At 51.7% G+C, this 24,680-nt stretch carries 17 protein-coding genes; 10 read left to right on the forward strand and 7 right to left on the reverse strand.

What is annotated here, in order from left to right; translation table 11 throughout:
• A partial coding sequence (locus tag B4C79_RS11575; protein WP_291762625.1) for a hypothetical protein occupies window positions 1-193 on the forward strand: 193 nt, incomplete at its 5' end.
• A gap of 352 nt (window positions 194-545) precedes the next feature.
• Here the strand turns inward: B4C79_RS11575 and B4C79_RS11580 are convergent.
• A complete protein-coding gene (locus B4C79_RS11580) occupies window positions 546-1,313 on the reverse strand; it encodes a 3-hydroxybutyrate dehydrogenase (RefSeq protein WP_291741185.1) in 768 nt (255 codons plus the stop codon).
• An 84-nt stretch (window positions 1,314-1,397) separates the two neighbouring features.
• Between B4C79_RS11580 and B4C79_RS11585 the strand changes: the two genes are divergently transcribed.
• Complete coding sequence (locus B4C79_RS11585; RefSeq protein WP_291741187.1) at window positions 1,398-2,258, forward strand: alpha/beta fold hydrolase; 861 nt, start codon at window positions 1,398-1,400, stop codon at window positions 2,256-2,258.
• Between the two features lie 30 nt (window positions 2,259-2,288).
• Entirely contained in the window at window positions 2,289-4,583 is a 2,295-nt protein-coding gene (locus B4C79_RS11590; RefSeq protein ID WP_291741188.1) for a RelA/SpoT family protein, read from the forward strand.
• A gap of 27 nt (window positions 4,584-4,610) precedes the next feature.
• On the opposite strand, the gene B4C79_RS11595 is transcribed toward B4C79_RS11590, so the two are convergent.
• Both B4C79_RS11595 and ppk1 read right to left on the reverse strand, forming a co-directional pair.
• Window positions 4,611-5,279: a hypothetical protein gene (locus B4C79_RS11595; RefSeq protein WP_291741189.1), complete on the reverse strand. Its 669-nt coding sequence runs from the start codon at window positions 5,277-5,279 to the stop codon at window positions 4,611-4,613.
• Between the two features lie 77 nt (window positions 5,280-5,356).
• Complete coding sequence (gene ppk1 / locus B4C79_RS11600; RefSeq protein ID WP_240965906.1) at window positions 5,357-7,495, reverse strand: polyphosphate kinase 1; 2,139 nt, start codon at window positions 7,493-7,495, stop codon at window positions 5,357-5,359.
• Window positions 7,496-7,639: 144 nt separating this feature from the next.
• On the opposite strand from ppk1, the gene ppx reads away from it, so the two are divergent.
• Window positions 7,640-9,139, forward strand: a complete 1,500-nt coding sequence (gene ppx / locus B4C79_RS11605) for an exopolyphosphatase (RefSeq protein ID WP_291741191.1) — start codon at window positions 7,640-7,642, stop codon at window positions 9,137-9,139.
• Window positions 9,140-9,159: 20 nt separating this feature from the next.
• Here the strand turns inward: ppx and B4C79_RS11610 are convergent, their stop codons facing one another.
• Window positions 9,160-9,960 (reverse strand): GNAT family N-acetyltransferase, encoded by an 801-nt coding sequence (locus tag B4C79_RS11610; RefSeq protein ID WP_008251854.1) that lies wholly within the window; start codon window positions 9,958-9,960, stop codon window positions 9,160-9,162.
• A 254-nt stretch (window positions 9,961-10,214) separates the two neighbouring features.
• On the opposite strand from B4C79_RS11610, the gene B4C79_RS11615 reads away from it, so the two are divergent.
• Entirely contained in the window at window positions 10,215-10,424 is a 210-nt protein-coding gene (locus tag B4C79_RS11615; RefSeq protein ID WP_008251850.1) for a cold-shock protein, read from the forward strand.
• Between the two features lie 42 nt (window positions 10,425-10,466).
• Here B4C79_RS11615 and B4C79_RS11620 read toward each other — a convergent pair whose 3' ends face one another.
• Together B4C79_RS11620 and B4C79_RS11625 are read right to left on the reverse strand one after the other, a co-directional pair.
• On the reverse strand, window positions 10,467-12,335 hold the full coding sequence (locus B4C79_RS11620; protein ID WP_291741046.1) for a hypothetical protein: 1,869 nt from the start codon (window positions 12,333-12,335) through the stop codon (window positions 10,467-10,469).
• Window positions 12,336-12,436: 101 nt separating this feature from the next.
• Entirely contained in the window at window positions 12,437-13,105 is a 669-nt protein-coding gene (locus B4C79_RS11625; protein ID WP_105028644.1) for a haloacid dehalogenase type II, read from the reverse strand.
• 103 nt (window positions 13,106-13,208) lie between these two features.
• Between B4C79_RS11625 and B4C79_RS11630 the strand changes: the two genes are divergently transcribed.
• From B4C79_RS11630 to B4C79_RS11650, 5 genes are all read left to right on the forward strand, one after another.
• Window positions 13,209-14,111 carry a LysR family transcriptional regulator gene (locus B4C79_RS11630; RefSeq protein WP_105028643.1) on the forward strand — a complete coding sequence of 301 codons (903 nt, stop codon included), beginning with the start codon at window positions 13,209-13,211 and terminating at the stop codon, window positions 14,109-14,111.
• 137 nt (window positions 14,112-14,248) lie between these two features.
• Window positions 14,249-17,575, forward strand: a complete 3,327-nt coding sequence (locus tag B4C79_RS11635) for a PAS domain S-box protein (RefSeq protein WP_171098337.1) — start codon at window positions 14,249-14,251, stop codon at window positions 17,573-17,575.
• A 109-nt stretch (window positions 17,576-17,684) separates the two neighbouring features.
• Window positions 17,685-19,313, forward strand: a complete 1,629-nt coding sequence (locus tag B4C79_RS11640) for a methyl-accepting chemotaxis protein (RefSeq protein WP_291741050.1) — start codon at window positions 17,685-17,687, stop codon at window positions 19,311-19,313.
• A 107-nt stretch (window positions 19,314-19,420) separates the two neighbouring features.
• Entirely contained in the window at window positions 19,421-21,118 is a 1,698-nt protein-coding gene (locus B4C79_RS11645) for a cation:proton antiporter (RefSeq protein WP_291741051.1), read from the forward strand.
• A 133-nt stretch (window positions 21,119-21,251) separates the two neighbouring features.
• Window positions 21,252-22,874 (forward strand): methyl-accepting chemotaxis protein, encoded by a 1,623-nt coding sequence (locus tag B4C79_RS11650; RefSeq protein WP_291741052.1) that lies wholly within the window; start codon window positions 21,252-21,254, stop codon window positions 22,872-22,874.
• 192 nt (window positions 22,875-23,066) lie between these two features.
• Here the strand turns inward: B4C79_RS11650 and aceA are convergent, their stop codons facing one another.
• Window positions 23,067-24,383 carry an isocitrate lyase gene (aceA, locus tag B4C79_RS11655; protein ID WP_008251824.1) on the reverse strand — a complete coding sequence of 439 codons (1,317 nt, stop codon included), beginning with the start codon at window positions 24,381-24,383 and terminating at the stop codon, window positions 23,067-23,069.
• Window positions 24,384-24,680 lie beyond the last annotated feature (297 nt).

A 24,680-nucleotide genomic window follows, 5' to 3' on the forward strand; every position in this document is an offset into this window, starting at 1 on the left:
TCGGCTTGGGTTCCGATCTCTCGCCAGAAAACCTGTATTTCCCTTTTTGATATTCACCCTGACTCACCTCGCTCGGCAAAAGGGCGGGCCGAGTCTCGGTGCTGGCCTAAGGCCGACCGTGGCGGGTGAATTCAAACGGGCAGGTTTTCTTGAAGGCGAGGCGATCGAAACACCGCCGCCGATTGGGCGATGAAATCAGCCGTGAGTTGCATAGTGAGGGAGATTAGCCAGTGCCGATTGACCATTGAACACCGCGGTGAGTCGCTTGGTGACGGAGAAGCGCCGCACGGGAGTGGCTACGAGCTGAACTTGCAGATGTGCGCACTCTGCGGGTTTGAGCCAACTCGGCAGTGGGATTGCTTGGGGCGCACTTCAAGAAAACCGCCCCGTTTGAGTGGATTCGCGGCGGTCGGCTTCATGCCGATACCGAGACTCGGCCCGCACTTTTGCCGAGCTCGGTGAGCAAGAATCAATTCAAAAAGGGATCAAGCGGTTTTCTGTGCGGAACAGGTAACCCATGCCGAGTTGGTAAAAAAACGCGACGCTTACTGCGCCACCCACCCGCCGTCCATGTTCCACGCAGCGCCCCGCACTTCCTGCGCATCATCGGAACACAAAAACACCACCAAACCACCCAACTGCTCTGGCGTTACAAACTCTTGCGAAGGTTGTTTTTCACTCAACAAACCTACTTTCGCTTCTTCAACAGAGACACCTTCCCGCACCGCACGTGCATCCACCTGTGCCTGCACCAATGGTGTTAGTACCCAGCCTGGGCACACCGCGTTACAGGTAATGCCTGTTTTTGCATTCTCCAAAGCGACTACCTTGGTCAGCCCCACGATACCGTGCTTGGCTGCGACATAGGCCGACTTGTTGGCCGAGGCCACCAAACCATGGGCCGACGCAATATTCACAATTCGCCCCCAGTTGCGTGCCTGCATTCCCGGCAACACCAAGCGAGTGGTGTGAAATGCCGCACTCAGATTGATGGCGATTACCGCATCCCATTTGGCAGGATCAAAACTTTCAACCGGGGACACATGCTGAATACCTGCGTTGTTTACTAGCACATCCACTTGGCCAAACAACTGCTCAGTGCTTTTTACCAGGTCTTCCACTTCGGCCACTTTGGTTAAATCGGCACCGTGGTAACCCACCTTCACACCGTACGCTGCAACGCTTTGTTTGGCCGCTTCAATTTGCTCTGGTGTGCCAAAACCATTCAACATCACATTCACACCCTTGGCCGCCAAACGCTGGGCGATGCCCAAACCGATACCACTGGTTGAGCCGGTGACCAACGCATTCATGTTCTTAAAATCCACGGATGAACCTCTTTCGATAATGAAACTCTGAAATACTGATTAAAACAATTTAATGGAGGGTATTGAACAATGCTGACAGCGCGCTTGCACACGGTGCAATGGTTAAGTCCACATGGTTTACACAAATTAGCCTACCGCGAATGGGGCGATCCCGACAACCCACATGTGTTGTTGTGTGTTCATGGCCTAACCCGCAGCAGTGCTGACTTTGAAACAATGGCCCAAGAGCTTGGAAAAAACCTGCGCGTCGTTGCTGCCGACATGCCCGGTCGGGGAACATCCGATTGGCTGCCCGATGCTGCCCTGTACGGCGTGCCCACCTACGTAAGTGCCTGCGTGGCCCTGGTCGCCCGCTTGAATGCCGGTACGCTGGATTGGTTTGGCACTTCCATGGGCGGCTTGATCGGCATGGCTTACGCAAGCTTGCCCAATAATCCCATTCGAAAACTGATACTGAACGATGTCGGCCCAAGCCTGAACTTTAGCGCGCTGCAGCGCATTGGCGACTACGTGGGGAAACCCTTTGAATTTCAAACACTTCAAGAGGCAAGGCAATACATTCGCACCATATCGCAACCTTTTGGTCCCCACACTGAATCGCAATGGAATGAATTGTGCGACTCGGTACTGCTCGAAAAAAACGGACATTGGCAACCCCACTATGACCCAGCGATCGGCCAGGCGTTTCAAAACCTGTCAGAATCCACCACCTTGCTGCATGAAACAGCCCTGTGGGCTGCATTTGACGCCATCAAGGCCGACACATTGGTGGTGCGCGGAGAATATTCTGATCTTCTGTCAAAACAGACCGTGGCGGAAATGAGTCAACGTGGTCCCAAGCCACGCGTTATCGAGGTGCACGGCGTTGGCCATGCCCCTACTTTCATGCAGAACGAGCAAATTAATATTGTTCGCGATTTTTTGTTTTAAACTGGTCTTAACGAATCCACCCAAATACACATGGTTTCAGTTTCATCAACACTGGGCTCCGAGAAAAAAGGCAGCGCTTCTGCGCCAGCCCTGGTGTTGTTGAACAAATTTGACGCGGCCCGAGTCGAAGAAGCACTGAATTACGCAAGGCTTCACGCGGCTGACCATATTCTGGACACCCAAGAACCCGCTATTCAACACATGTTGGCTGTGGCCGACCTGTTGGCGGAGTTGCGTGCCGATGCCAACACCCGCATTGCAGGTGCCTTGGGGCCACTGGTGTTTTTTGACAAACACCTTGAAAGCCAAATGGAGAAAAAGTTTGGTGATGAGGTGGGCCGCATGCTGGCCAGCCTGCGCAAGCTTTTCAAAATGCGATCCATGGTAGGGCCCAGCGCCACGCGCACCACCATTGAAACCCTGCGGTGGGCCGACCAAATTGAAACCTTGCGCAAAATGTTGCTGGCCATGTCCACCGACATTCGCGTCATCATGATCCGTTTGTGTTCCCGACTCCAAACCTTGAGGCACTTCACCAGCCACGAGGACATCAAAAACGAGAAAGGCCCTCTGTGGCCTTATGCGGTGTCGCATGCACAGGAAACCCTCGATCTCTATGCCCCCCTTGCCAACCGGTTGGGGCTGTGGCAGTTGAAGTGGGAACTCGAAGATTTGTCGTTCCGCATCTTGCAACCCAACACGTACAAAAACGTGGCCAAGATGCTGGATGAAAAACGCGTCGAACGTGAAGCATTCATTGAATCGGCCATGACCAGCATCAAGGAAAATTTGTTGCTGGCTGGCATTCATTGTGAAATCAGTGGGCGTCCAAAACACATTTACAGCATCTGGAACAAGATGCGAGGCAAGGGTATCAGCTTCGACAAGCTGTACGACGTGCGCGCATGCCGTGTGATTGTAGACACAGTCGATGACTGCTACACCGCATTGGGGATTGTTCACAATTTGTGGACACCCATACCTGAAGAATTCGACGACTACATCAGCAAGCCCAAGCCCAATGGCTATCAAAGCTTGCACACCGTGGTACAGGACGAAACGGGCAAAACGCTGGAAGTGCAAATTCGCACAGAAGCCATGCACCAGTTTGCTGAATATGGTGTGGCGGCGCACTGGCGCTACAAAGAATCGGGCAAGGACGGCTACACCGGCGAAAGCCGGGCAGAGGGCCAGTTTGAAGAGCGCATTGCCTTGTTGCGACAACTGTTGGCCTGGCAAAAAGACGTCACCGACACCATGGGTGAAGCCAGCGACTGGGCGCAGGAAATGAAAACCAGCGCGCTGAACGATCGCGTGTATGTATTCACACCGCAAGCCAAAGTGGTTGAATTGCCAACTGGCAGCACGCCACTGGATTTCGCCTACCACGTGCACACCGAATTGGGCCATCGTTGCCGCGGTGCCAAGGTCAACGGGCAAATGGTGCAACTGAACACGCCCCTGGACAATGGCCAAACGGTTGAAATTGTGAGTGCTCGCGGCGATGCGGCCACCGGTCCCTCGCGCGACTGGCTGAACCCCACGCAAAAGTACCTGATCAGCCACCGTGCTCGTCAAAAGGTAAAACAGTGGTTCGCCCAGCAAGAACGCAAGGAAACACTTGAACGCGGCCGTGCGATTGCTGAACGTGAACTGCAACGCATCGGGCAGACCGCACAAAACCTCGAGCTATTGGCCCAAAAGCTGGGTTACGAAAAACCCGACGATTTGTACGTCGCGCTGGCCCGTGAAGAAATAAGGCCCCGCGCCATTGAAAACGCATTGCGCGCCGACCTGCAACCCGCCGGACCTTTGTCCGAGGAAGAACAGGTTGAAATACTCAACAAACGCAAACCGGGTTCTTCTGGTAACTCCGCAGGCAAGGAATCGGGCGTGCTGGTGGTGGGTGTCAGCACACTAATGACCAACCTGGCGCGATGCTGCCGCCCTGCCCCACCCGATCCGATTATTGGTTTTGTTACCCGCGGCAAAGGTGTGTCTATTCACCGGCTGGGTTGTTCCAACCTGGCCGAGGTGATGCGCCGCCAACCCGAACGGCTGATTGAAACCACTTGGGGAGAGTCCTCGGGTTTGCACTACCCCGTGGACATTGCAGTAACCGCGAACGACAGGCAGGGTTTGTTGCGCGACATCACAGAAGTATTTTCAAAAGACAAAATCAACGTGATTGGCGTACAAACTGAAACCCAACGCGGCATTGCCAAAATGCAATTCACCGCCGAGGTCAGCAGCGGTGAGCAGTTGCGTGGGGCACTGACTCACCTGCTGGAAATCAACGGGGTGTTTGAAGTACGGCGGCGTTAGTACCCACAATGCCAATCCGATAAATCATCAGGGCTTATTACCCTCAGGAGAAGGCAAACCTTGCTTGGGTGCGGGTGCAGGTTGCATTGCTTTGATGTCCGCCTTTTTCGGGAAAAAACGACAACATTTCTCAGCGACTTCCCTGGATTGTTTCAAACGACCGTCAATATGAGCATACATACCGCCGCAAACGGCAGTTGGAATTAATGCCGTAATGCCCAGTGAACCGCTAACACTGCCGACTATCGTCCCCGCATTGCTGCATGTCATGGATGAAAGCAAACCAACTCCCGTCAATGCCGCCGCGAGGTAACCACTGACTTGATAACACTTTTTGAGTGTTGCCAAAGGCTTTGTTTTCTCAATTGAATCAATCGACGCTTTTTCCTGTGTGATGCAATCCTCATAATTCAAACCCTCTGCGTAGGAATCCAGAATGCCTGACTTACAAATCGAGTCGTAATCGTAAGGCTCCGGTACGGTTGGCTGGTCAGCCGATTGCAGCAAACGCCGGTCATTCTGGAAACTCCGAACACCAGCGGCCTGCGCGCCACCAGACAAAGCGAGCGCTAAAACACCCGCGGCTTTGACCAAATGCAACAGACTCGGAGAACGAGCCGATCGACTTTGAGCCGTATGACTACGGGCGTCAACAGACGATTGAGAAGATATATTCACGCTTGAAACTGCGGTCATTTGGATGTCCTTTAACTAGGTAAAAAGGACTCCTCGGTAACGTTTTGTTTTAACGTAGTTCCATTTAATTTAATCAATCAAACAGGATTGCTTGAAACAGGTTCGCTCTGCTCCACAAAACTGGCCGCAAGTGTACTCAACAAATAATTCTGTGAATTCATTCGACGTGCGCCTGTCGGCTTTCGGCGGACATAATTGCCGTTGGAGTCCATGGTCCACGCCAAAATGTTGTCCGCCAGTAAAGCCTTCAAACCCTCATCAATTACCCGCTTCTTCAATTTTTTGTCAGTCACTGGCACGGCCAGCTCCACGCGCCGGAAGAAGTTTCGGTCCATCCAGTCCGCGCTGGAAATGTACACCTCTTCTTCACCGTCGTTGCTGAAGTAAAATACGCGGCTGTGCTCCAGCAAACGGCCAACCACTGAACGCACGGTAATGTTGTCGCTCAAGCCCGGTACGCCTGGGCGCAGCGCACAAACTCCCCGAACAATCAGATCAATTTTCACCCCAGCCTGTGATGCGGCGTACAGTTCATTGATCAGGTGCGGCTCCAGCAAGGCATTCATGCGTGCCATGATTCTGCTCTTTTTGCCGGCCTTGGCCAGTTCGGCTTCTTTGCGCACTGCAATCACCACATTGCTGTGCAGGTTGAATGGTGAATTCCATATTTTGTTCAGTTTGCGGGCACGGCCCAAACCCGTCAGGTGATTGAACACCTCGTGCACGTCGTGGCCCAGCGATTCATCGCAGGAAAACAAGCCGAAGTCGGTGTACAAACGTGCCGTTTTTGGGTGGTAATTGCCTGTACCCAAATGGACATAACGGCGCAGCATCACCTTGCCTGTTTCAGTTTTTTCACGGCGAACCACCATCAACATTTTCGCGTGTGTTTTCTGGCCAACCACGCCATACACAACGTGTGCACCCACGCGCTCCAGCTTCGAGGCCCAGTTGATGTTGGCTTCTTCATCGAAACGGGCCATCAGCTCTAACACCACTGTCACTTCCTTGCCACTGCGCGCGGCAGCCAACAGGCTGTCCATCAGTACCGATTCAGTGCCGGTGCGGTAAATGGTTTGCTTGATCGCGACCACATCGGGGTCGGTCGCTGCTTTTTTGATGAATTCCAGCACTGGGCTGAAACTTTGATAGGGGTGGTGCAACAGCACATCACCTTTTTGAATCGCCTTGAATATATCGGGCTGCTTCACCAGCGCGTCGGGGCGACCCGGAGCAAATGGCGTAAATTTCAAATCGGGACGATCCACCCAATCGGGCAACTGCATCAGCCGAACAAGATTCACGGGGCCGTTGACCCTGTAGAGGGCCTGTTCGGGCAGTCCAAACTCTTTCAACAAGCGGGCAGTCATGTCGGGCGAAGTTTGATCGCTGACTTCCAGACGTACCGCATCCCCAAAGTGTCGTTGCGACAATTCACCCTGCAAAGCCACACGCAAGTTGGTGATTTCTTCTTCGTCCACATACAAGTCGCTGTTTCGGGTGACACGGAACTGATACACACCATGCACCTCCATGCCCGGGAACAGTTCCGGAATAAAGGCTTGCAAAATTGAGGTCAACATCACAAAACCATGCTGGTAACCAGACAGGTTTGATGGCATTCGAACCAGACGTGGCAAAGCCCTGGGTGCCTGCACAATCGCCACATTCGATGCGCGCCCGAATGCGTCATGACCCGTCAATTCAACGGCAAAGTTCAGGGATTTGTTCAGCACTCGCGGAAACGGATGAGCTGGGTCAAGCCCGATGGGCGTCAACACCGGCAATACTTCGTGCCTGAAATACTGGCGGGCCCAATGGGCCTGCTCTTCATTCCAGGTGGCCAGGGTCATCAGGGCAATGCCCTCGTCCCGCATGGCTGGTAACACCGATTCATTGAGCAAACGGTACTGCTGTTCTACAATTTCTTGCGAGACAGTGGATACCTTGTGCAGGGTTTCAAGTGCGCTGAGGCCATCCTTGTCCATGAACTCAGGGTTTTGACGAATCTGCTCTTGCAAACCCGACACCCGAATCTCAAAAAATTCATCCATGTTGCTGGACACAATACACAAGTACTTCAAACGCTCCAGCAAAGGCACGCTTTGGTCTTCTGCCATGGCCAAAACCCGGCGGTTAAACGCCAAAACACCCAACTCGCGATTTAAATACAGTTCTTTGTTCGGTGCTACATCAGAGACAGCGGCAACTTTCAAGCAATACTCCATGTATAAGTGAAACTCTTCAAATGTTATTTCAAAATTGTGACAAACATTTGAAAGTGGTCAAATGACCACAAACAAAGCCAGTGTGCTGCATTTGTGGCATCCTAGCGCCTGACCTGAAACACAGAACAAACAATGTCCAAGCAACGCCAGTTGATTGCCGCCGTAGACATGGGTTCAAGCAGCTTTCGCATGATTGTTGCACGCGTAGAAGAACTCAACGGTCAATCTCAAATTTACATCATCGACACCCTGCGCGAACCCGTTCGTTTGGGTGCGGGCCTGAACGCCCAAAAGTACCTGGACGATGCTTCCCAAGAACGCGCCCTGGGTGCACTGAGCCGCTTTGGAGAACGCCTGCGCTCTTTCAAACCCGGAGAGGTACGCGCGGTGGCCACCAACGCGGTACGCGTGGCTCGCAATGCTGTGGAATTTATCGGCAAGGCCGAGGCGGCCCTGGGCTTCCCGATTGATGTCATTTCAGGCGTGGAAGAAGCCCGCTTGGTTTACTGCGGCGTGGCCCATCAGTTGCCAATCGGTCAGGGCAAACGCCTGGTGGTCGATATTGGTGGTGGCTCTACTGAATTCATTATCGGTGAGGACTACGAGCCCGAGGCCATGGAGAGCTTGTACATTGGCTGTGTCAGCACGGCACAACAGTACTTCGCCGATGGCAGTATCAGCCCCCGCGCCATGAAAAACGCGGTAATGGCAGCCCGCAAGGAAGTGGCTGTGCTGCGCCGCCAGATGCTGGACATGGGCTGGACCCACGCTATTGGTTCTTCAGGCACGGCAAGGGCTTTGGCTGAAATATGTGTATCCAACGGATTTACGCAACATGGCATGTCTGCCGAGGGTTTGCACCTGATTCGCGAACATGTTTCAGCCGCAGGCCACCTCGACAACATCACCATTGAGGGATTGAAAGTGGATCGCCTGCCCATGATGCCTGGCGGCCTGGCTGTGATGAGTGCAGTATTTGAAGAACTTGAAATCGAGCACATGGATGTGACTGACGGCGCGCTGCGCCAAGGTTTGCTCTATGACATGTTGGGCCGCCAGCACAACGAAGACATGCGCGAAATTACAGTGGCCCAGTTTCTTCACCGCTACAAAATTGACAGCAAACATGCCGGCAAAGTCAAAGTACTTGCAGAATTGTTGTTCAAGCAACTGATGAGGCAACTGCCCGAGTTGAAAGAACAACTGCCCATGCTGCATTGGGCAGCCATGTTGCATGAAATTGGTTTGTCGATTGGTCACAACGGCCACCACAAACATGCGGCATACATTCTCAGCAATGCCGATATGCCCGGGTTTTCAAAACGGGAACAACAGCTGCTATCCACTTGGGTATTGGCCCACAACGGGAAACTGGGCAAGGTCAGCGACATTGCCAATACCGCTGTACATTGGGCTGCGCCCATGTGCTTGCGCCTCGCCGCGCTTTTTTTGCGCCGCCGGGAAGTCGAGGCTTTGCCAGAGCTCAAGGTGAAACTGCTCGAACAAGGCATTCAAATGAGCGTGCCGAAAAACTGGCTGATCACCCACCCCTTGACGCAATACAGCCTTGAAACCGAGGTTGAACAGTGGCAACGAATCGGGCTGCAACTTGAATTATTGACCCGACGCTAGGCCGGGCCCTTCAAACCCGCCTAGATGAAGCCGAAGTGCCTGGCGTAACGTGGGCTCATGCGGTCAATCGACAACAACATCATGAAATCAGCGGTGTTGAAATCGGGATCCCAGGCTGGCTCGCCACACACCACTGCGCCAAGGCGCAAGTAACCCTTCACCAAGGGTGGTGGTTCAATTTCCACATCGCAACGCAAGCGTTCCACTGGCAAGCGGTTCTTGGGGAATACCTGGCAACTGGCTTCGGCCAGGTGCGGCTCAAGCTGCTTGAACAGGCTGGCAGCCTGGTGGCCACCGTCCCGCAGGCTCACACTGGCGCAACCAATCAGGTGTTTGTAGCCGCCCAGTTTCATGTATTGCGCAATACCGCTCCACAACAACATGATGGCCGCGCCATTGCGGTAATCGGGGTGTACGCAAGAGCGGCCCACTTCCACCGTTGTTTTGCGAAGCCGTTCAATGCGATTCATGAAAAACTCGGTTTCAGAGTACCAGCACTTCAAGCGCGCCGCATTTTCTGGCGCGAGAATGCGGTAGGTACCCACCACCTCGCCGGTTTGGCTGTTTCTTACAAGAAGGTGATCACAGTAGGCATCAAACACATCATGATCAATCCCGTTACTACCCAGATCTGCACCATATTCTTCAGAAAAAATATTGAAACGTAGTTTTTGGGCTTCCAGCACCTCAGCAGCTGTTTTGGCCAGACAAACCTCCAACGAAGGGGCCTGTGCACGCGCGGGCGTACTTAGGTACAAGGCATTTCTCAAGGCATCTTGCTTGGTGACATCGTGCTTGATCGCTTCCATCCAAGGGTCCATTTGTCATTTCGATGACACGAAATGTACGGACTGCATGTGACAGAGCTATAAAAGAAATATGAAGAAAAGGTGACTGAACTGAAAATGTTGCTTGACAAGCCTGAGGAAAAGCCTAAACTGACTTCAGCAAAAAAAATTTGGCGCTACTTCAGGTCAGTTCAATTCAGGCAAACCGCTTAAGCAATAGTTCTGTTTCTCGAATTTCACCCAGTTTTTTAGCTATTTTGTTCAATTCAGAAATCCAGGATATTGCTATGTCTGATACCGTAACCGGTCAAGTTAAATTTTTCAACGAATCCAAAGGCTTTGGCTTCATTTCCCGTGAAAACGGTCCTGACGTGTTCGTACACTTCAGCGCCATTCAGGGCAACGGCTTCAAAACCTTGGCTGAAGGCCAGAAAGTGTCTTTCACTGTGACTCAAGGTCAGAAAGGCCCACAAGCTGAAAACGTAACAGCGCTGTAATACTCGCGCCTACGTGAAGAAGCCGCCCCAGGGCGGCTTTTTTTATGCCCACTGCACGGCTTTTCTCTTGCTTCCAGCCAATTCTAGGGGCCGTGCCACATTGCCATTCCACCCTTCGATATAGCAAGCGCCTTTTGCAGCACCCATCAAAATAGCGGCAGGTATAGCCACCACCAGCATTTGTGCAGCCGTGCTGATAATGGAAATTCCCAAGCTGAAAGACCCAAGCGGTATGTTTAGCGGAAACTTCAATTTGGTTCCTGCCTCGGGCCCGCCGAAAGCCACTCCATTGCCAGCTGCGAGAGAAAGTATCAAGAACGCATCGACAGCGGCCCAGATCGAACTGGCGATTGCCCTGCCAATGCTAAAGCTGGTTACACGGGAGTTGGGCCGTTTCAGCGCGGCCTCGGTGATGTATCCCGCCAGCTTGGCGATTGGGCGAGTCAGTTGGTAGTTAAGAGACAACAATACACCGTGGTTAAAAACCCGCAAGCCCTCTGAGAACTTGGCCAAGCCACGGGTTAAAGGCCCATATTGGTGCGCGTTGTTCAGCATGTTCTCTGCGCTGTAACGCAGTCCTGTCGCTGGGTGCTTCAACACAGAGCCTGAATCCTGTGTGTCTTTCCGTGCACAAGCAAGCACGTTGAGCAAATTACCAGTCCCCTTCAAAACAAGTTTTCGAAAACTTTCTGCCCCACTTTCAATGTGATGGCGCATGTCCTTGAAATTGTCATGTGGATCAGCATGAATGGCAGAATGCTCAATCAGATTGGTCAAAGCGAGAAAATGATTCTCACGGGCCAACAGTTCGGCTTTGTCAGACTTGGGATCCAGAAAACGGCCTTGCGTGCTGCCCGAGGGGCTAAATTCTGTCAGATAAGACCCAATCGTCTTTTCAATGGCCTGCTTGATTTGCACTTCATTTTGTCTGCCATGAACATCGTTCAACAAACGATCCAGAAGAATTGGAGTTCCCTCGGCCGTGCGATGGTTCTGCCCAATTTTTTGCCGCAAAGCCCTTGAAAGCACAGCAACCGCACCGGGTTTGTTGTTCACGTCGTTGAGCAACAGATAAATTCGGTGAAGGTGCTTGTCCTTGTTGAACTGAATCAGGTTTGTTATCGCACTGCTCAATTTCGATTTGGAACCGACCATGCAACTGCTTGCCCCTAAGGCCAGCGATACCAAAGCAGACACCGCGGATATGGCACTGAAGCTGCAAGCCAGCGCGCGCATGTCGGTTTGCAAAGCCTGTTTCACATTGTTGAAGGCCCTGTGCATGCCTTCAGTGAATACCCCGCGGGAGAAGAGCGCAACAATGCCCGCGACCACGGGCAATACCGCAAGAACACGCAATTGGCTTGTAAATGATTTGTCATCGCGCTTTGGCGTGAACAATATTTTGCTGACCTTGAGCAACAACCCGGTGGGTGCTGCGCCCAGTTCGGTAACCCCATTGGCGTAATGGGCCCATCTGGAGAGCTTGACTGCGCGTTGATCCTGTTTGGACAAACCAAACCGTGGATCACGCAGCTGCGGATTAAACCGCAAATTGTCTTGCCGGTAAAAACGCGCCTTGACCAAAGGGCTGTCTGAGACATTCTCCGGTTTACCCTCGACTGCGCATTTGTAATGTTCCGAGAAAAGTGCCGCCGACACCCGCTGGCTGCTTTCATAAGCCGCCCGGTGGTAGCGCTGGTCTGCATTGTTGCCCTCAACCCAGGCCCTTAGCCTGGATTGCCAGCCTGTGCGAACCAGTTGCCCATTGCCAAGCGATTTGTAATTCGCCTTGCGAATGGTGTGGGCCCGGCAATTTGGCAAAGAGAAATTGTCTGTCGCGGGCGAGTATTTTAATTCAACAGGCGCAACTGCGTGTGTATGGGTTAAAACCAATGGTGGAGAACCAGCCATTACAACTTCCTTTGCTTGAATTCAAGACAAGGACTGACAGTGTTTTTTTATTAAGGTGACACGAATCAAGTCAGCTGGCAAAAACCAGAGCTCTCACTCCCTCACACGAGGGATAAAACATCATTCAAATTACGACCGGTGGCCATGGGTTCCACGTCCAGCCTTTCCAAAGGCAAACCGGCGCGGTTCACCCACAGCGTTGGAAGACCAAACCAGGTGGCTCCGCACGCGTCCCAGCAATTGCTGGAAACAAACAGGGTTTCCGAGGCCTTTGCGCCGAAGTGATTCAAACCCATTTGATACACAGCACTGTGAATTTTGAAAGTTTGCAGTGCATCGACTGACAACACCGCATCCAGCAAGCCCTGAAAGTTGGCACCACGCACGGCCACATTCAACATTTCCGTATTGCCATTGGACAGAATCGCAGTTTTGATGCCGCGGCTTTTCAATGCCTGCAACACTGCCCTGTTTTCAGGGTACGCAGCCAGGCTTGAGTACACATTCAGCAGCCGACGTTGCCGCTCCTCCGTCAAATCGAGCTTGAGTGCCTCGCAGGCATAACGCAAGGCATCAATAGTGATGTCCCAAAAAGGCTTGTAGCGCCCCGCCATGGCGCGCAGGCGGGTGTATTCAATTTGTTTATCACGCCACAACACCGAGAGGGCCGAGCCGTGCCCGGGGAAAATCTGCTCGGCAGTGCTTGACACAGAATACACATCGAACAAGGTGCCATAGGCATCAAAAAGAACCAATTTTGGAGTCGCCATTCCTTACACCTCGCCCTACAGATTGAGTAGTCTTTAGTTTATTGAATAAAACCACCATACTCTTCCAATTAATTGAAGACATTTTTACTTTTTAAGCAAAAGCATGGACCACTTTAAACAAATCACGACCTTTGCTGCGGTGGCGACCAAAGGCAGCCTTTCTGCTGCTGCCAGAGAAGAAGGTGTGGCACCAGCCGTCATTAGCAGACGCCTGGATGCGCTGGAAGAGCGACTGGGGGTCAAGCTCTTGCTTCGCACAACCCGGACCTTGAACCTGACCTATGAAGGCTCGGCGTTTCTCGAGGACTGTCAGCGAATATTGAACGACCTGTCCAACGCCGAGGCCAGTGTCAGCCTGGGCGGTATCAAGGCCAGCGGGCACCTTCGCGTGTCTGCACCTGGCGGGTTCGGTAGGCAGCATGTGGCACCTCTGGTGCATGACTTTGTACGTGAGCACCCTGAAGTAACCGTGTCACTGGATCTGTCAGACCGGGTTGTTGATTTGTTGAATGAAAACATGGACTGCGCTGTAAGAATTGGGGTGCTGCCCGACTCCAGCCTGGTGGGTGTGAAACTGGCTGACAACCAGCGGCTGGTGGTTGCCACGCCCACCTACCTTCAACGGCACGGCAGGCCGCAGCATCCAAGTGACCTGGCCAATCACAACTGCCTGAACCTGGTCAGCTCGGGCGCCCCGAGTGGCTGGCTGTTTACCATTCAGGGTGAAGCCACTCCAATCAGGGTGAGCGGCAGCCTTGCATGCAATGACGGTTCGTCCATTCTCGATTGGGCCTTGAACGATGCGGGCCTGGCCTGGCGCAGCCGCTGGGAAGTACAACAACACCTGCGCAGTGGCAAGTTGGTAACCGTGCTGGACGATTTTATTGCGCCACCCAATGCAATTTACGCGGTGTTCCCCCAAAGGAAGCACCTGCCCTTGCGCGTGCGCTTGTGGATCGATTTTCTCAAGCACCGCTACAGCATTGACTCTTACTGGAATACCTGAAACTTGAGTGCAATAAACCGCGAAAAGGCCCCTTTAATCCACAAATTGATGCGCAGGCAGGTGTAACAAAATAGCTGTGGGGTGATATGCCCCGAACAATCAGCTCTACTTTTTCCACTTGCCACAGGTTGTATCAGGTGACTACAAGCAAAATCCGATATCAATGGATTCTCGCCGGAGCCATGCTCTGCGTGCTCGGCCTTGCCTTGCTTGCAATGGCTGCTGCTGACCTGCGCCGTATCAATGATTCGGCTGAACAAAATACCCAAACCCAGCTTCGATTGCTTCACGATATTCTGCACGACGAATTCAGTGCAGTTGTTCGATCATTTGACGAAGCCACCCTGCAGCTGGCGGACAGTATTGATATCAACAACGGCAACAACATTCACAAGCGCCTTGAATTGCTGAAAAGTGCGCTGCCCGCCATGGAGACCATCGTGGCCCGTGATTCTGCTGGCAACATCGTGGGACAAACCAGGGTAGACCAAGACCTGATCAACACCCAAGCCGCTTTCACACCCAATGCAAGACTTTTGCACAACGAAAGGCTCGTATCCTTTTCAAACTCTTTCAATGCCAACGGCCAGTTGGTGCTGGTGATCAACTACCAGGTTAAAGACGCGCAAGGCGAAATGCTGGGTGTAATTCAAGGCAGACTCAATGCACGGTACCTGGAGCGCAAAGTGGCCTCGCTTCAACTGGGCGAACACATGCGCAGCGGTATTGCCTTTAAAGATGGCACGGTGCTACTTGTGCAACCTGAGTTCAAAAAAATTGTGGGCAAACAATTGCCTTATTTCGAGTCCCTCCGGACGCTGGCAGACCAAACGCAGGCGGCAAGCAATTTGATTGAACACGGCTTGTTCAAAGACCATTATTTCGCAAGCCTGTCACTGGCAAATTCCGACCAGTTAAATACGCCCATTCCCCTGTACCTGATCACCTGGGCCGATGCGGCGCCCATGAAAGCCCAGTGGCGAGAACAAACCATTAGCCTTTTTCTGGGTTACCTGGCCTTTTGCATACTGGCAGTGCTGATGGTGAAGGCCAGCATGACCTATCAGGTTCAACAGGTTTTGGCGAAAGAAAAAGCCAAGGCTGACCAGCAATTCAACGACGAACGCTTTCAATTGGCCACCGAGAGTGCAGGTATTGGAGTTTGGGAATACAACATTCAGGACAAGTTCATTCGCTGGGACAGCGCCATGCGCAAAATTTACGGCGTGAAAGATGAACAGGAACTGGTGTCCTACAAAGAGTGGCTGAGTTACGTGCTTCCAGAGGATGTCAATAAACTGGGCACCGTGTTGCTCGAGGCCTCGAAGAACCAGGACACCTTTCAATTCAACTTCAACATTCGCCGGGCAAGTGACGGGCGTATTCGCCACATACAAGCCCGTGCAAAAACCCACAGAAACGCCAAAGGAATTCCTTTCAGAATGATTGGGGTGAATGTGGATGTGACTGTACAACGCCAATTTGAAGATGCCTTGCGCGAGGCAGAAGCCCGATTCCGTTCCTCGTTTGAATGGGCGGCAATTGGCATGGCAATGCTGGACTTCAAAGGTCAATTCCTGCAAGTCAACAAGGCATTGTCAGAAATTCTGGGATACAGCGAAGAGGAGTTGCTGGGCTTTAGTTTTGATGCGATTACCCACCCGCAAGACACCATGCAACACACCCACCTGGTACGCGATGTACTGAAGGGACGCCGCCACAACTACCAACTTGAAAAACGCTACATACACAAGGAAGGACATGTGGTGTGGGTGCATCTTTCGGTGTCGGCTGTACGCAATGACAAAGGCCGGGTGATCTACTTTATTTCCCAAATCCAGGACATATCTGAACGTAAGCGCAATGAGGCAACCCTGATTGAGCGGGAACATTTTCTGCGAACCCTGTCTGAATGCTTACCGGGATTGGTGTCGTACTGGAGCACTGACTTGCGTTGCCATTTTGCCAACCGCAACCATGAAAAATGGTCGAGCATTCCAGCAGACAAAATGCGTGGGCAACACATGCGCAAGGTGCTGGGTGAAGAACTGTTTATTCATGACCACCACTATGTGCTGGGCGTACTGAAAGGCGAAAAGCAGCGTTTCGAACGCAGAAAACCACTGCCCTCTGGCGGCTATGCCGACATGTTGGTGCATTTGATTCCGGATGTACTGTACGGCAAGGTTGAAGGCTTTTTCTCGATTTCAACCAACATTACCGACTTCAAGGCGCAACAACGTGAACTTGAACGAATTAACCATGTGTTGACCGAGCGCACCCAACAAGCTGAAGCAGCAAGCAAGGCCAAAGGTGCATTTTTGGCCAATATGAGTCATGAAATTCGCACGCCCATGAATGCGATCATGGGCTTGCTGCAATTGCTGGAAGACACCGACCTGCAGGCCAAACAACGCGACTATCTCAGCAAAATTGGCTCTGCTGCTGATGTATTGCTGAACGTTTTGAACGATATTCTGGATATTTCAAGGGTTGAAGCCAATAAGCTGGAACTGAGCCACAATCGTTTTCTGCTGGACCAGGTCCTTAGCAAGGCCACCGATTTATTTGCTTACCGTGCAGAAGAAAAAGCGATTCAGTTGTACTGCACCAAAGATGCAAACTGCCCAGTCAGCCTGAAAGGCGATCGCCTTCGCTTGGCACAAATTCTGAACAACCTGTTGTCCAATGCTCTGAAATTCACAGAGAAAGGACGTATTCATTTGCAGGTACAAAGCGTAGCCGATGGCAAGCAACTTCAATTCAGTGTGAAAGACAGCGGCATAGGCATGAACAAGGAGCAATGTGAAGCGCTGTTCAAGCCTTTCAGCCAGGTGGATGACAGTTCATCGCGCCGCTACGGCGGGGCCGGACTGGGCCTGTCGATCTGCAAGAATCTGGTAGAACTGATGGGTGGTCGAATTTGGGTGGAGAGCACGCCCGGTGTGGGTACAACTTTCCATTTCACGGTCAATTGCGTTGAGCCGGAATTCAAGATCAGGGCTGAAGACCAGCAGGCCTTGAAATTGCAAACGCTGGCAGCACCCGCTGACACTGGACCAGCAGTTCCACCGATGTTGAACAAGCGTGTGCTGGTGGTGGATGACCACAAACTGAACCGCATGGTGGCCTCGGAGATGTTGAAAAAATGGGGTGCGCAGGTACACCTGGCGGAAAACGGCAAGGAGGCCGTGCAAGCGTGCGTTTCTGAACGGTACGACATGGTGTTGATGGACCTGCAAATGCCGGAAATGGACGGCTATGAAGCCACTGCCAGGATTCTTGAAGAACTGGGCAATGCGGCACCACCCATTGTTGCTGTGACTGCATCAGCCAGCGAACAGGATCGAATGGACATTCTGAATGCGGGCATGTGCGAGCACGTCATCAAACCATTCAAGAAAGAGACCCTGATTCGGATACTGCTGGATATTCAAGGGCAACAATCCACAAAATCGCTTTAATATCAAAACACTCAAAAGGGGAATCCCCCAAAACTAGAGATACTTCACTTTGTGAACATTGGTGATACTTGCTGAACTACAACAAGCAAACCACCACAAAGGAAGTGCCATGTTCAATACCATACGTGCCAAACTGGGATTTGGCTTCGCTCTCGTGATTGCCCTGGGCCTGCTGACAGGTGCGCTCGGGTTGATTAACGCCAAAGAAATAATGGATGGGGCTCAGGCCAACGAGCACACCCACGAAGTGCTGCGGGAAGTTGGCCTTATTCGGGAAAACATGACCAATATTGAAACCGGGCAACGCGGGTTTCTGGTCACTGGATATCCCACCTACCTTGAGCCCTACACCGAGGGCAAAAAAGAAATCGACACGCACTTTGCAGCAGCGATCAAACTCACTTCAGACAATCGTGCACAAACCGAAAGACTTAAGCAACTGCGGGAGATGTATTCGAACTGGCTGAATCTTTCAATCGAGAAGACCATTGAGTTGCGCCAATCGCTGAACAATCAAGAGATCGACCAGACCGAGTTCATGAACCGGTTCATTTCTTTGTCGGGCAAACCCATCATGGACAAAATGCGCGAGCTGATTGGGCAGATTGAACAAGAAGAGCTGAATTTGCTGAAAACTCGCACACAAGCGGCTCAGGCAACATATCAAACAGCCTTGTGGTCAGTGGCAGCGGCCTTGATTGCAAGCTTCGTGGTGGGCGTTTTTGCCACCATCAGTCTGGTTAAGCTGCTTCAAAACAAATTGGGCACTGCAGGCAAACACATCAATGCTTTGGCCAATGGTGAATTGAACAGCCCCATCCAACACCAAAATAAGGATGAGGTAGACCAATTGCTGGCCGCCTTGGCCACAGCACAGGGCAACCTGAAAAAATTGATTGATGGCATCCGCCAATCGGCACTTGAGCTCAGCAGCAGCGCAACACAAGTTCAAGAGTCTTCAACAACCATGGCCAATGCGGGTGTGGAACAAGCCGACGCCACTTCGTCGATGGCTGCTGCGGTTGAAGAATTGACCGTCAGTATTTCTCAAATTTCCGAGAATTCAAACGACGCAACAGCCACCGCCAATGCGGCACGCGAATCGGCCGACAATGGCATGGTGACTTTGGGTGAGGTGGTTGCAGGCATTCAGCGAATTGCACAGGCCGTAGAAACCAGTGCGCAAGCGGTTCAAACACTGGAGAAACAATCGGCAGACATTTCGGAAATCGTATCCACGATCACCGAGATTGCTGACCGCACCAATCTGCTGGCATTGAATGCGGCCATCGAAGCTGCCCGGGCAGGTGAACAGGGTCGGGGCTTTGCCGTGGTGGCGGATGAGGTACGCAAACTGGCTGAACAAACCAAGGGATCCACCGACCGAATTTCCAGCATGGTATTTGAAATTCAAAACATCACACAAGGCGCAGTGAAGTCCATGGATACTTCGGTACAACTGGTACAGGAAGGAATTAACCAAGCCGATGTGGTGAATACAACCATCCAGAAAATCAAGTCTGACTCGGATCGGGTTTCAGAGGCGATTGCAGCGATTGCGGTGTCCATGAAAGAGCAATCGAATGTCAGCATCGAGATCAGCCGCAACGTAGAGCGTGTTGCACAGATGACGGAAGAAAATACAGCCGCCGCGCAGCAGAATACACAGGTGGCTGCACATTTGTCTGGCGTGTCGCAATCGATGATGAATGCGGTCAAAGTATTCAAAACAGAATAAGCCGCATTCCTCTACGCAACTTTGGGGCAAAGTCTTTGTCTATGAATCAAGTGCGTTCCATACGCACTTGTTATCATTAGAACAATACTATTTGGAATACCCCCATCATGCCCCATGACGTTTCCCTGATTGCCACCCTGGCATTTGGTTTTGGCCTTGCGCTCATCTTCGGTTTTATCGCAGAAAAACTAAAGGCTCCCGCCTTGTTGGGTTATTTGGTTGCCGGATTCCTGATTGGCCCAGCCACCCCTGGCTTTGTAGCGGACCCCGCACTAACCAATCAATTGGCCGAAGTCGGTGTGATGCTTCTGATGTTCGGTGTGGGCATGCACTTTTCGCTCAATGATTTGCTGGCCGTGAAGAAGATTGCCGTGCCGGGCGCCATCGTTCAAATGACGGCTGCAACGCTACTGGGCATGGGAGTGGCCTATTTCTGGGATTGGCCCATGGGCCAGAGCCTGGTGTTTGGCCTAGCTTTGTCGGTGGCCAGCACGGTGGTGTTGCTAAAAGCCCTGGAAGCCCGCGGCATGCTAACAAGTGCAAACGGTCAAATTGCAGTGGGTTGGCTGGTGGTTGAAGACCTGGCCATGGTACTGATTCTGGTTTTGCTTCCGCCACTGGCAGGTTTGTTGAAAGGCGGAACCCTGGACCCGGAAACCAATCTGATCTTCGACATCGGTTTCACCTTGGTGAAGGTGGCGCTTTTCGTGGGTTTGATGCTGGTTGTGGGCAAGCGTGTTATTCCCTGGATGCTTTGGCACATTGCGAAAACAGGCTCCCGTGAATTGTTCACACTCTCAGTCATTGCACTGGCCATCAGCCTGGCTTTTGTCGCTGCTGGCCTGTTTGATGTGTCTTTCGCACTGGGTGCCTTCTTTGCGGGCATGGTAATGCGGGAATCTGAACTGAGCCACCGCGCTGCCGAGGAATCCCTGCCATTGCGAGACGCATTCGCTGTGCTGTTTTTTGTGTCAGTGGGTATGCTGTTTCAATTCGATGTCATTGTTGAGTACCCGCTGCGCGTACTCGCTGTGGTGGCCATTATCGTGCTGGGCAAATCGCTGGCTGCTGGCGCACTGGTCCTGCTGTTCAAGTACCCCCTCAAGAGCGCTTTGGTTATTGCGGCCAGCCTTGCACAAATTGGTGAGTTCTCATTCATTTTGATTGGGTTGGGTTTGTATCTGGGTCTGGTGGACTTACAGGTACAAAGCCTGGTCGTTTCCGGCGCAATTTTGTCGATTGCCCTGAACCCGGTTGTGTTTTCCCTGATTCCCAAATTGAACGACAGCATGGTCAGGCGTTATCAATGGGTTCGCAATTTGAATGCACGCAGCCACAGCATGGAAGAGCTACCTGAGCAAACCGATGGCAAGTACCTTGGTAAACACGTGGTGTTGGTGGGGCACACCGAGTTGAGCAAACGAATTGCCAAATCACTGAAGAAAAAAAATGTACCCATGGTGATTGTTGATACCAGCCGCGAGGTGGTGGCCAAACTGAGAAAGAATGGACAGGCTGCCGTGTCTGGCGAATATGCAGACCCAGTGACCTTGGTTCAAGCGCACACCACCAACGCAAATAGCCTTGTTATTGCCACTGGCGATACCCCGGGGCTGAGCCAGATGATCGAAAACGCCAAAATGCTGAACCCGGCAATTCAGATTTTTGTGCAGGCGTACTCGAAAGAGGAAAAACAAATGCTGGGCGCCCTGCCCGATGTACATGTGTACCGCTGGGAAGACACATTGAGCGATGCCATCGTTCACGACCTCATCAAAACCCGGCCAGAGCCTTCAAACGCCTAATTGATTTTTGTTTCAAATTCGTGAATTTGCTTGAATTGCGGGGTTCAGAACCACCCCGCATTTCAAGGTTTTGAAAGTCAACCGAACTGCTGATAATTGACAAAATTTCAATCTTTGTCATTCAGGAATTTCGATGCTTCAAACCATACAGTCAAAAATAGTATCGGGCTTCGCCTTGTTGATCGCTTGCGTCGCCATTGGAGGGGGCTTGGGCTTGTGGAACATGCAACGCATTCAAGTCAGTGGGCTGAACAACACCGACAGTTTCAAAACACTGCAACATGTCAGCACCATTCGTGAGAGTCTGGTTTTCATTGAATCGGGCCAACGGGGATACTTGCTGACTGGCGATGACTCCTATTTGTCGACATACCAATTTGGCAAAAAACGCTATCAGGAAGAACTTGCTTATCTGTCAAAACGCAAAAATGAACTGCCAGAATCATTCGTCTGGGTTGAGGAATTGCAAACCCTCTATTCGCCATGGCTGACTTTTTCGATCGATGAAACCATCAAACTGCGTCAAAGCCTGGACAAGGGTGAACTTGATCAGGCTGATTTTCTGGACATCTTTGCAGCCATGTCTGGCAAGCCCATCATGGATAAAATGCAGGCCTTGCTGGATCAGGTTGAATCTGCCGAAAAAACCATGCTTGAGAATCGCACTGCCCAGTCTGTTCAAACCTACACCAGTTCTCTGTGGGCGGTAGGTTCAGTGGTTGTCTTGTCCTTGCTCGCGGGTGTCATGATCATGCTTCGCCTTGGGAAATTGCTCAGAACCAAACTCGCCAAAGCAAACCAGCATATTCGGGAATTGGCAAACGGTCAGCTTGGGCGCACCGTTCACACTCAAGGCAAAGATGAAATCGACACACTGTTGCAAGAGATATCCAAAGCCCAGAATAATCTTCGGGTATTGATCAACGGCATTCGCCAATCAGCACAGGAACTGGATGACAACTCAAATCAGGTGTCTAGCCTGTCGCAGTCCATGGCCAAGTCCAGTGACGAACAAGCCGAGGCCACTTCGACCATGGCTGCGGCAGTTGAAGAACTCACCGTCAGCATTTCGCACATCTCGGAGAATACTTCTCAGGCCAGCGACACGGCACACACTGCTAGAAATGCTGCTGAAAATGGCATTGCCACTTTGAAAATGGTCGTGGGTGGAATTGAACGAATCGCCCACTCGGTTGATGAAAGCGCATTGACAGTACAAACACTCGAGGCACGTTCGAATGATATTTCAGAAATCATTTCAACCATCACTGAAATAGCTGAACACACGAACCTGCTGGCCTTGAATGCAGCCATTGAAGCTGCCAGAGCCGGGGACCAGGGCCGTGGATTCGCAGTGGTTGCGGACGAGGTTCGAAAACTTGCAGAACAAACCAAGACCGCAACGCATCGGATCTCGGACATGATCTATGACATTCAACGCATGACTCAAGGTGCGGTCGGCAGTATGGGTAATTCTGTGAAACTGGTTCAGGCTGGCTTGAGCCAGGCCAATCAAGTGAACATGACTATCCTGGACATCAAAAACCATTCTGAACGGGTTTCAGACGCAATTTCAACCATTGCCGTGTCCATGAGGGAACAGTCGCAGGTGAGTGTACAGATTAGCCAAAGTGTGGAGAAAGTGGCGAGAATGACCGAAGAAAATACCCAAGCTGCACAAAACAACACCCGGGTAGCACAGCAACTTCAATCCGTATCGAATGTGCTTGTGCATGCGATCAGTACATTCAAATAAAAAGCCCGGCAAGTTTCTTACCGGGCTTCAGCACTCGCTGTTGGGCCTTTTGTAAAGGCCCAGCAAGGGGAAAAATACTCTTGAATTGATTTTTTGAGCTTGTCTCCTCTCCCCCTCAGTCGGTCAATCTATCCACCCCTCTTGGGGTGGGAGACTGCCAAGATTGCCGACAAATTCAGTTCAACCAGCAAATCAGTGGAACTGTTCTTCTTCTGTAGAGCCTTTCAAGGCTGTTACTGAAGAAGCACCACCCTGGATCACAGTGGTTACATCATCGAAGTAGCCTGCGCCAACTTCCTGCTGGTGAGATACGAAAGTATAACCCTGTTCGCGTGCTGCAAACTCAGGTTCTTGAACCATATTGACATAATGCTTCATGCCTTCGCCTTGAGCGTAGGCGTTTGCGAACTTGAATGTGTTGTACCAGTTGACGTGGATACCGGCCAATGTGATGAATTGGTACTTGTAACCCAAGGCAGACAGGTCTTCCTGGAAGGAAGCGATTTGGCTGTCGTTCAGGTTCTTCTTCCAGTTGAAAGAGGGTGAGCAGTTGTAGCTCAACAGCTTGCCTGGGTTCTTTTCCAGAACGGCTTGCGCGAACTCACGGGCAAAACCGATGTCGGGCGTGCCTGTTTCACACCACACCAAGTCAGCATAAGGTGCGTATGCGATACCACGGCTGATGGCCTGTTCCAGACCGTTTTTCACGCGGTAGAAGCCTTCAGGAGTGCGCTCGCCAGTCAGGAATGGCTTGTCGTTTTCGTCGAAATCGGAAGTCAACAGGTTGGCGGCTTCAGCGTCTGTACGGGCCAGAACGATTGAAGGAACACCCATTACGTCGGCTGCCAAACGAGCAGAAATCAACTTCTGGATCGCTTCAGCGGTTGGAACCAACACCTTGCCACCCATGTGACCGCACTTCTTCACAGCGGCCAATTGGTCTTCGAAGTGAACACCAGCTGCACCCGCAGCAATCATGTTCTTCATCAGTTCGTAAGCATTCAGTACACCGCCGAAACCAGCTTCACCGTCAGCAACGATGGGCAGGAAGTAGTCGATTGCGTCTTCAGCTTTCATTTTGCCGTCGCAAATGTTTTTCCACTGAATTTCGTCAGCGCGCTGGAATGTGTTGTTGATACGACGAACCATTTTTGGCACAGAGTCGTATGCATACAAAGACTGGTCTGGGTACATTGTCTCGGAGCTGTTGCCGTCAGCAGCAACTTGCCAGCCTGACAGGTAAACGGCTTCCAGACCAGCTTTGGCTTGCTGCATGGCCTGGCCAGCAGTGATCGCGCCAAAAGCGTTTACATAGCCCTTTTTGGCTGTGCCGTTTACTTTTTCCCACAGCTTTTCAGCACCGCGCTTGGCCAGTGTGTATTCTGGCTGCAGTGAACCACGCAGACGTACCACGTCTTCGGCCTTGTAGCCGCGCTTTACCAGCTTCCAGCGTGGGTTGGTTTCCCAGTCTTTGTTGAGTTCTTGAACCTGTTGGTCAAAAGATTTCATAGTGATGTCCTCAGAAGGCAATAGAGAAAAAAGAAAACGGTTCGCTTGATGGCCTACTTGCGGTGCCCTGCGGGTGCAGCTTCGCGGGTATCACTTGGGCAAGTGGTGTCGATCAGGTGATGAGCCGTATCTTACAGATCATTTCGCAGAGCAACAAGAGTTATATCTTATACAAGACTTTTTTTCGTATTGTTTAAAATCAATTACTTACGTTAAATTAATCACGATGTGAAATACTTTTTCTCTAAATGAAAAAGAGTATCCACTCTAAATCATGCGGCGCAACCTACTAAAAAT

The organism is Limnobacter sp. UBA7229 (genome assembly GCF_002473065.1).
Taxonomy (GTDB): domain Bacteria; phylum Pseudomonadota; class Gammaproteobacteria; order Burkholderiales; family Burkholderiaceae_B; genus Limnobacter; species Limnobacter profundi.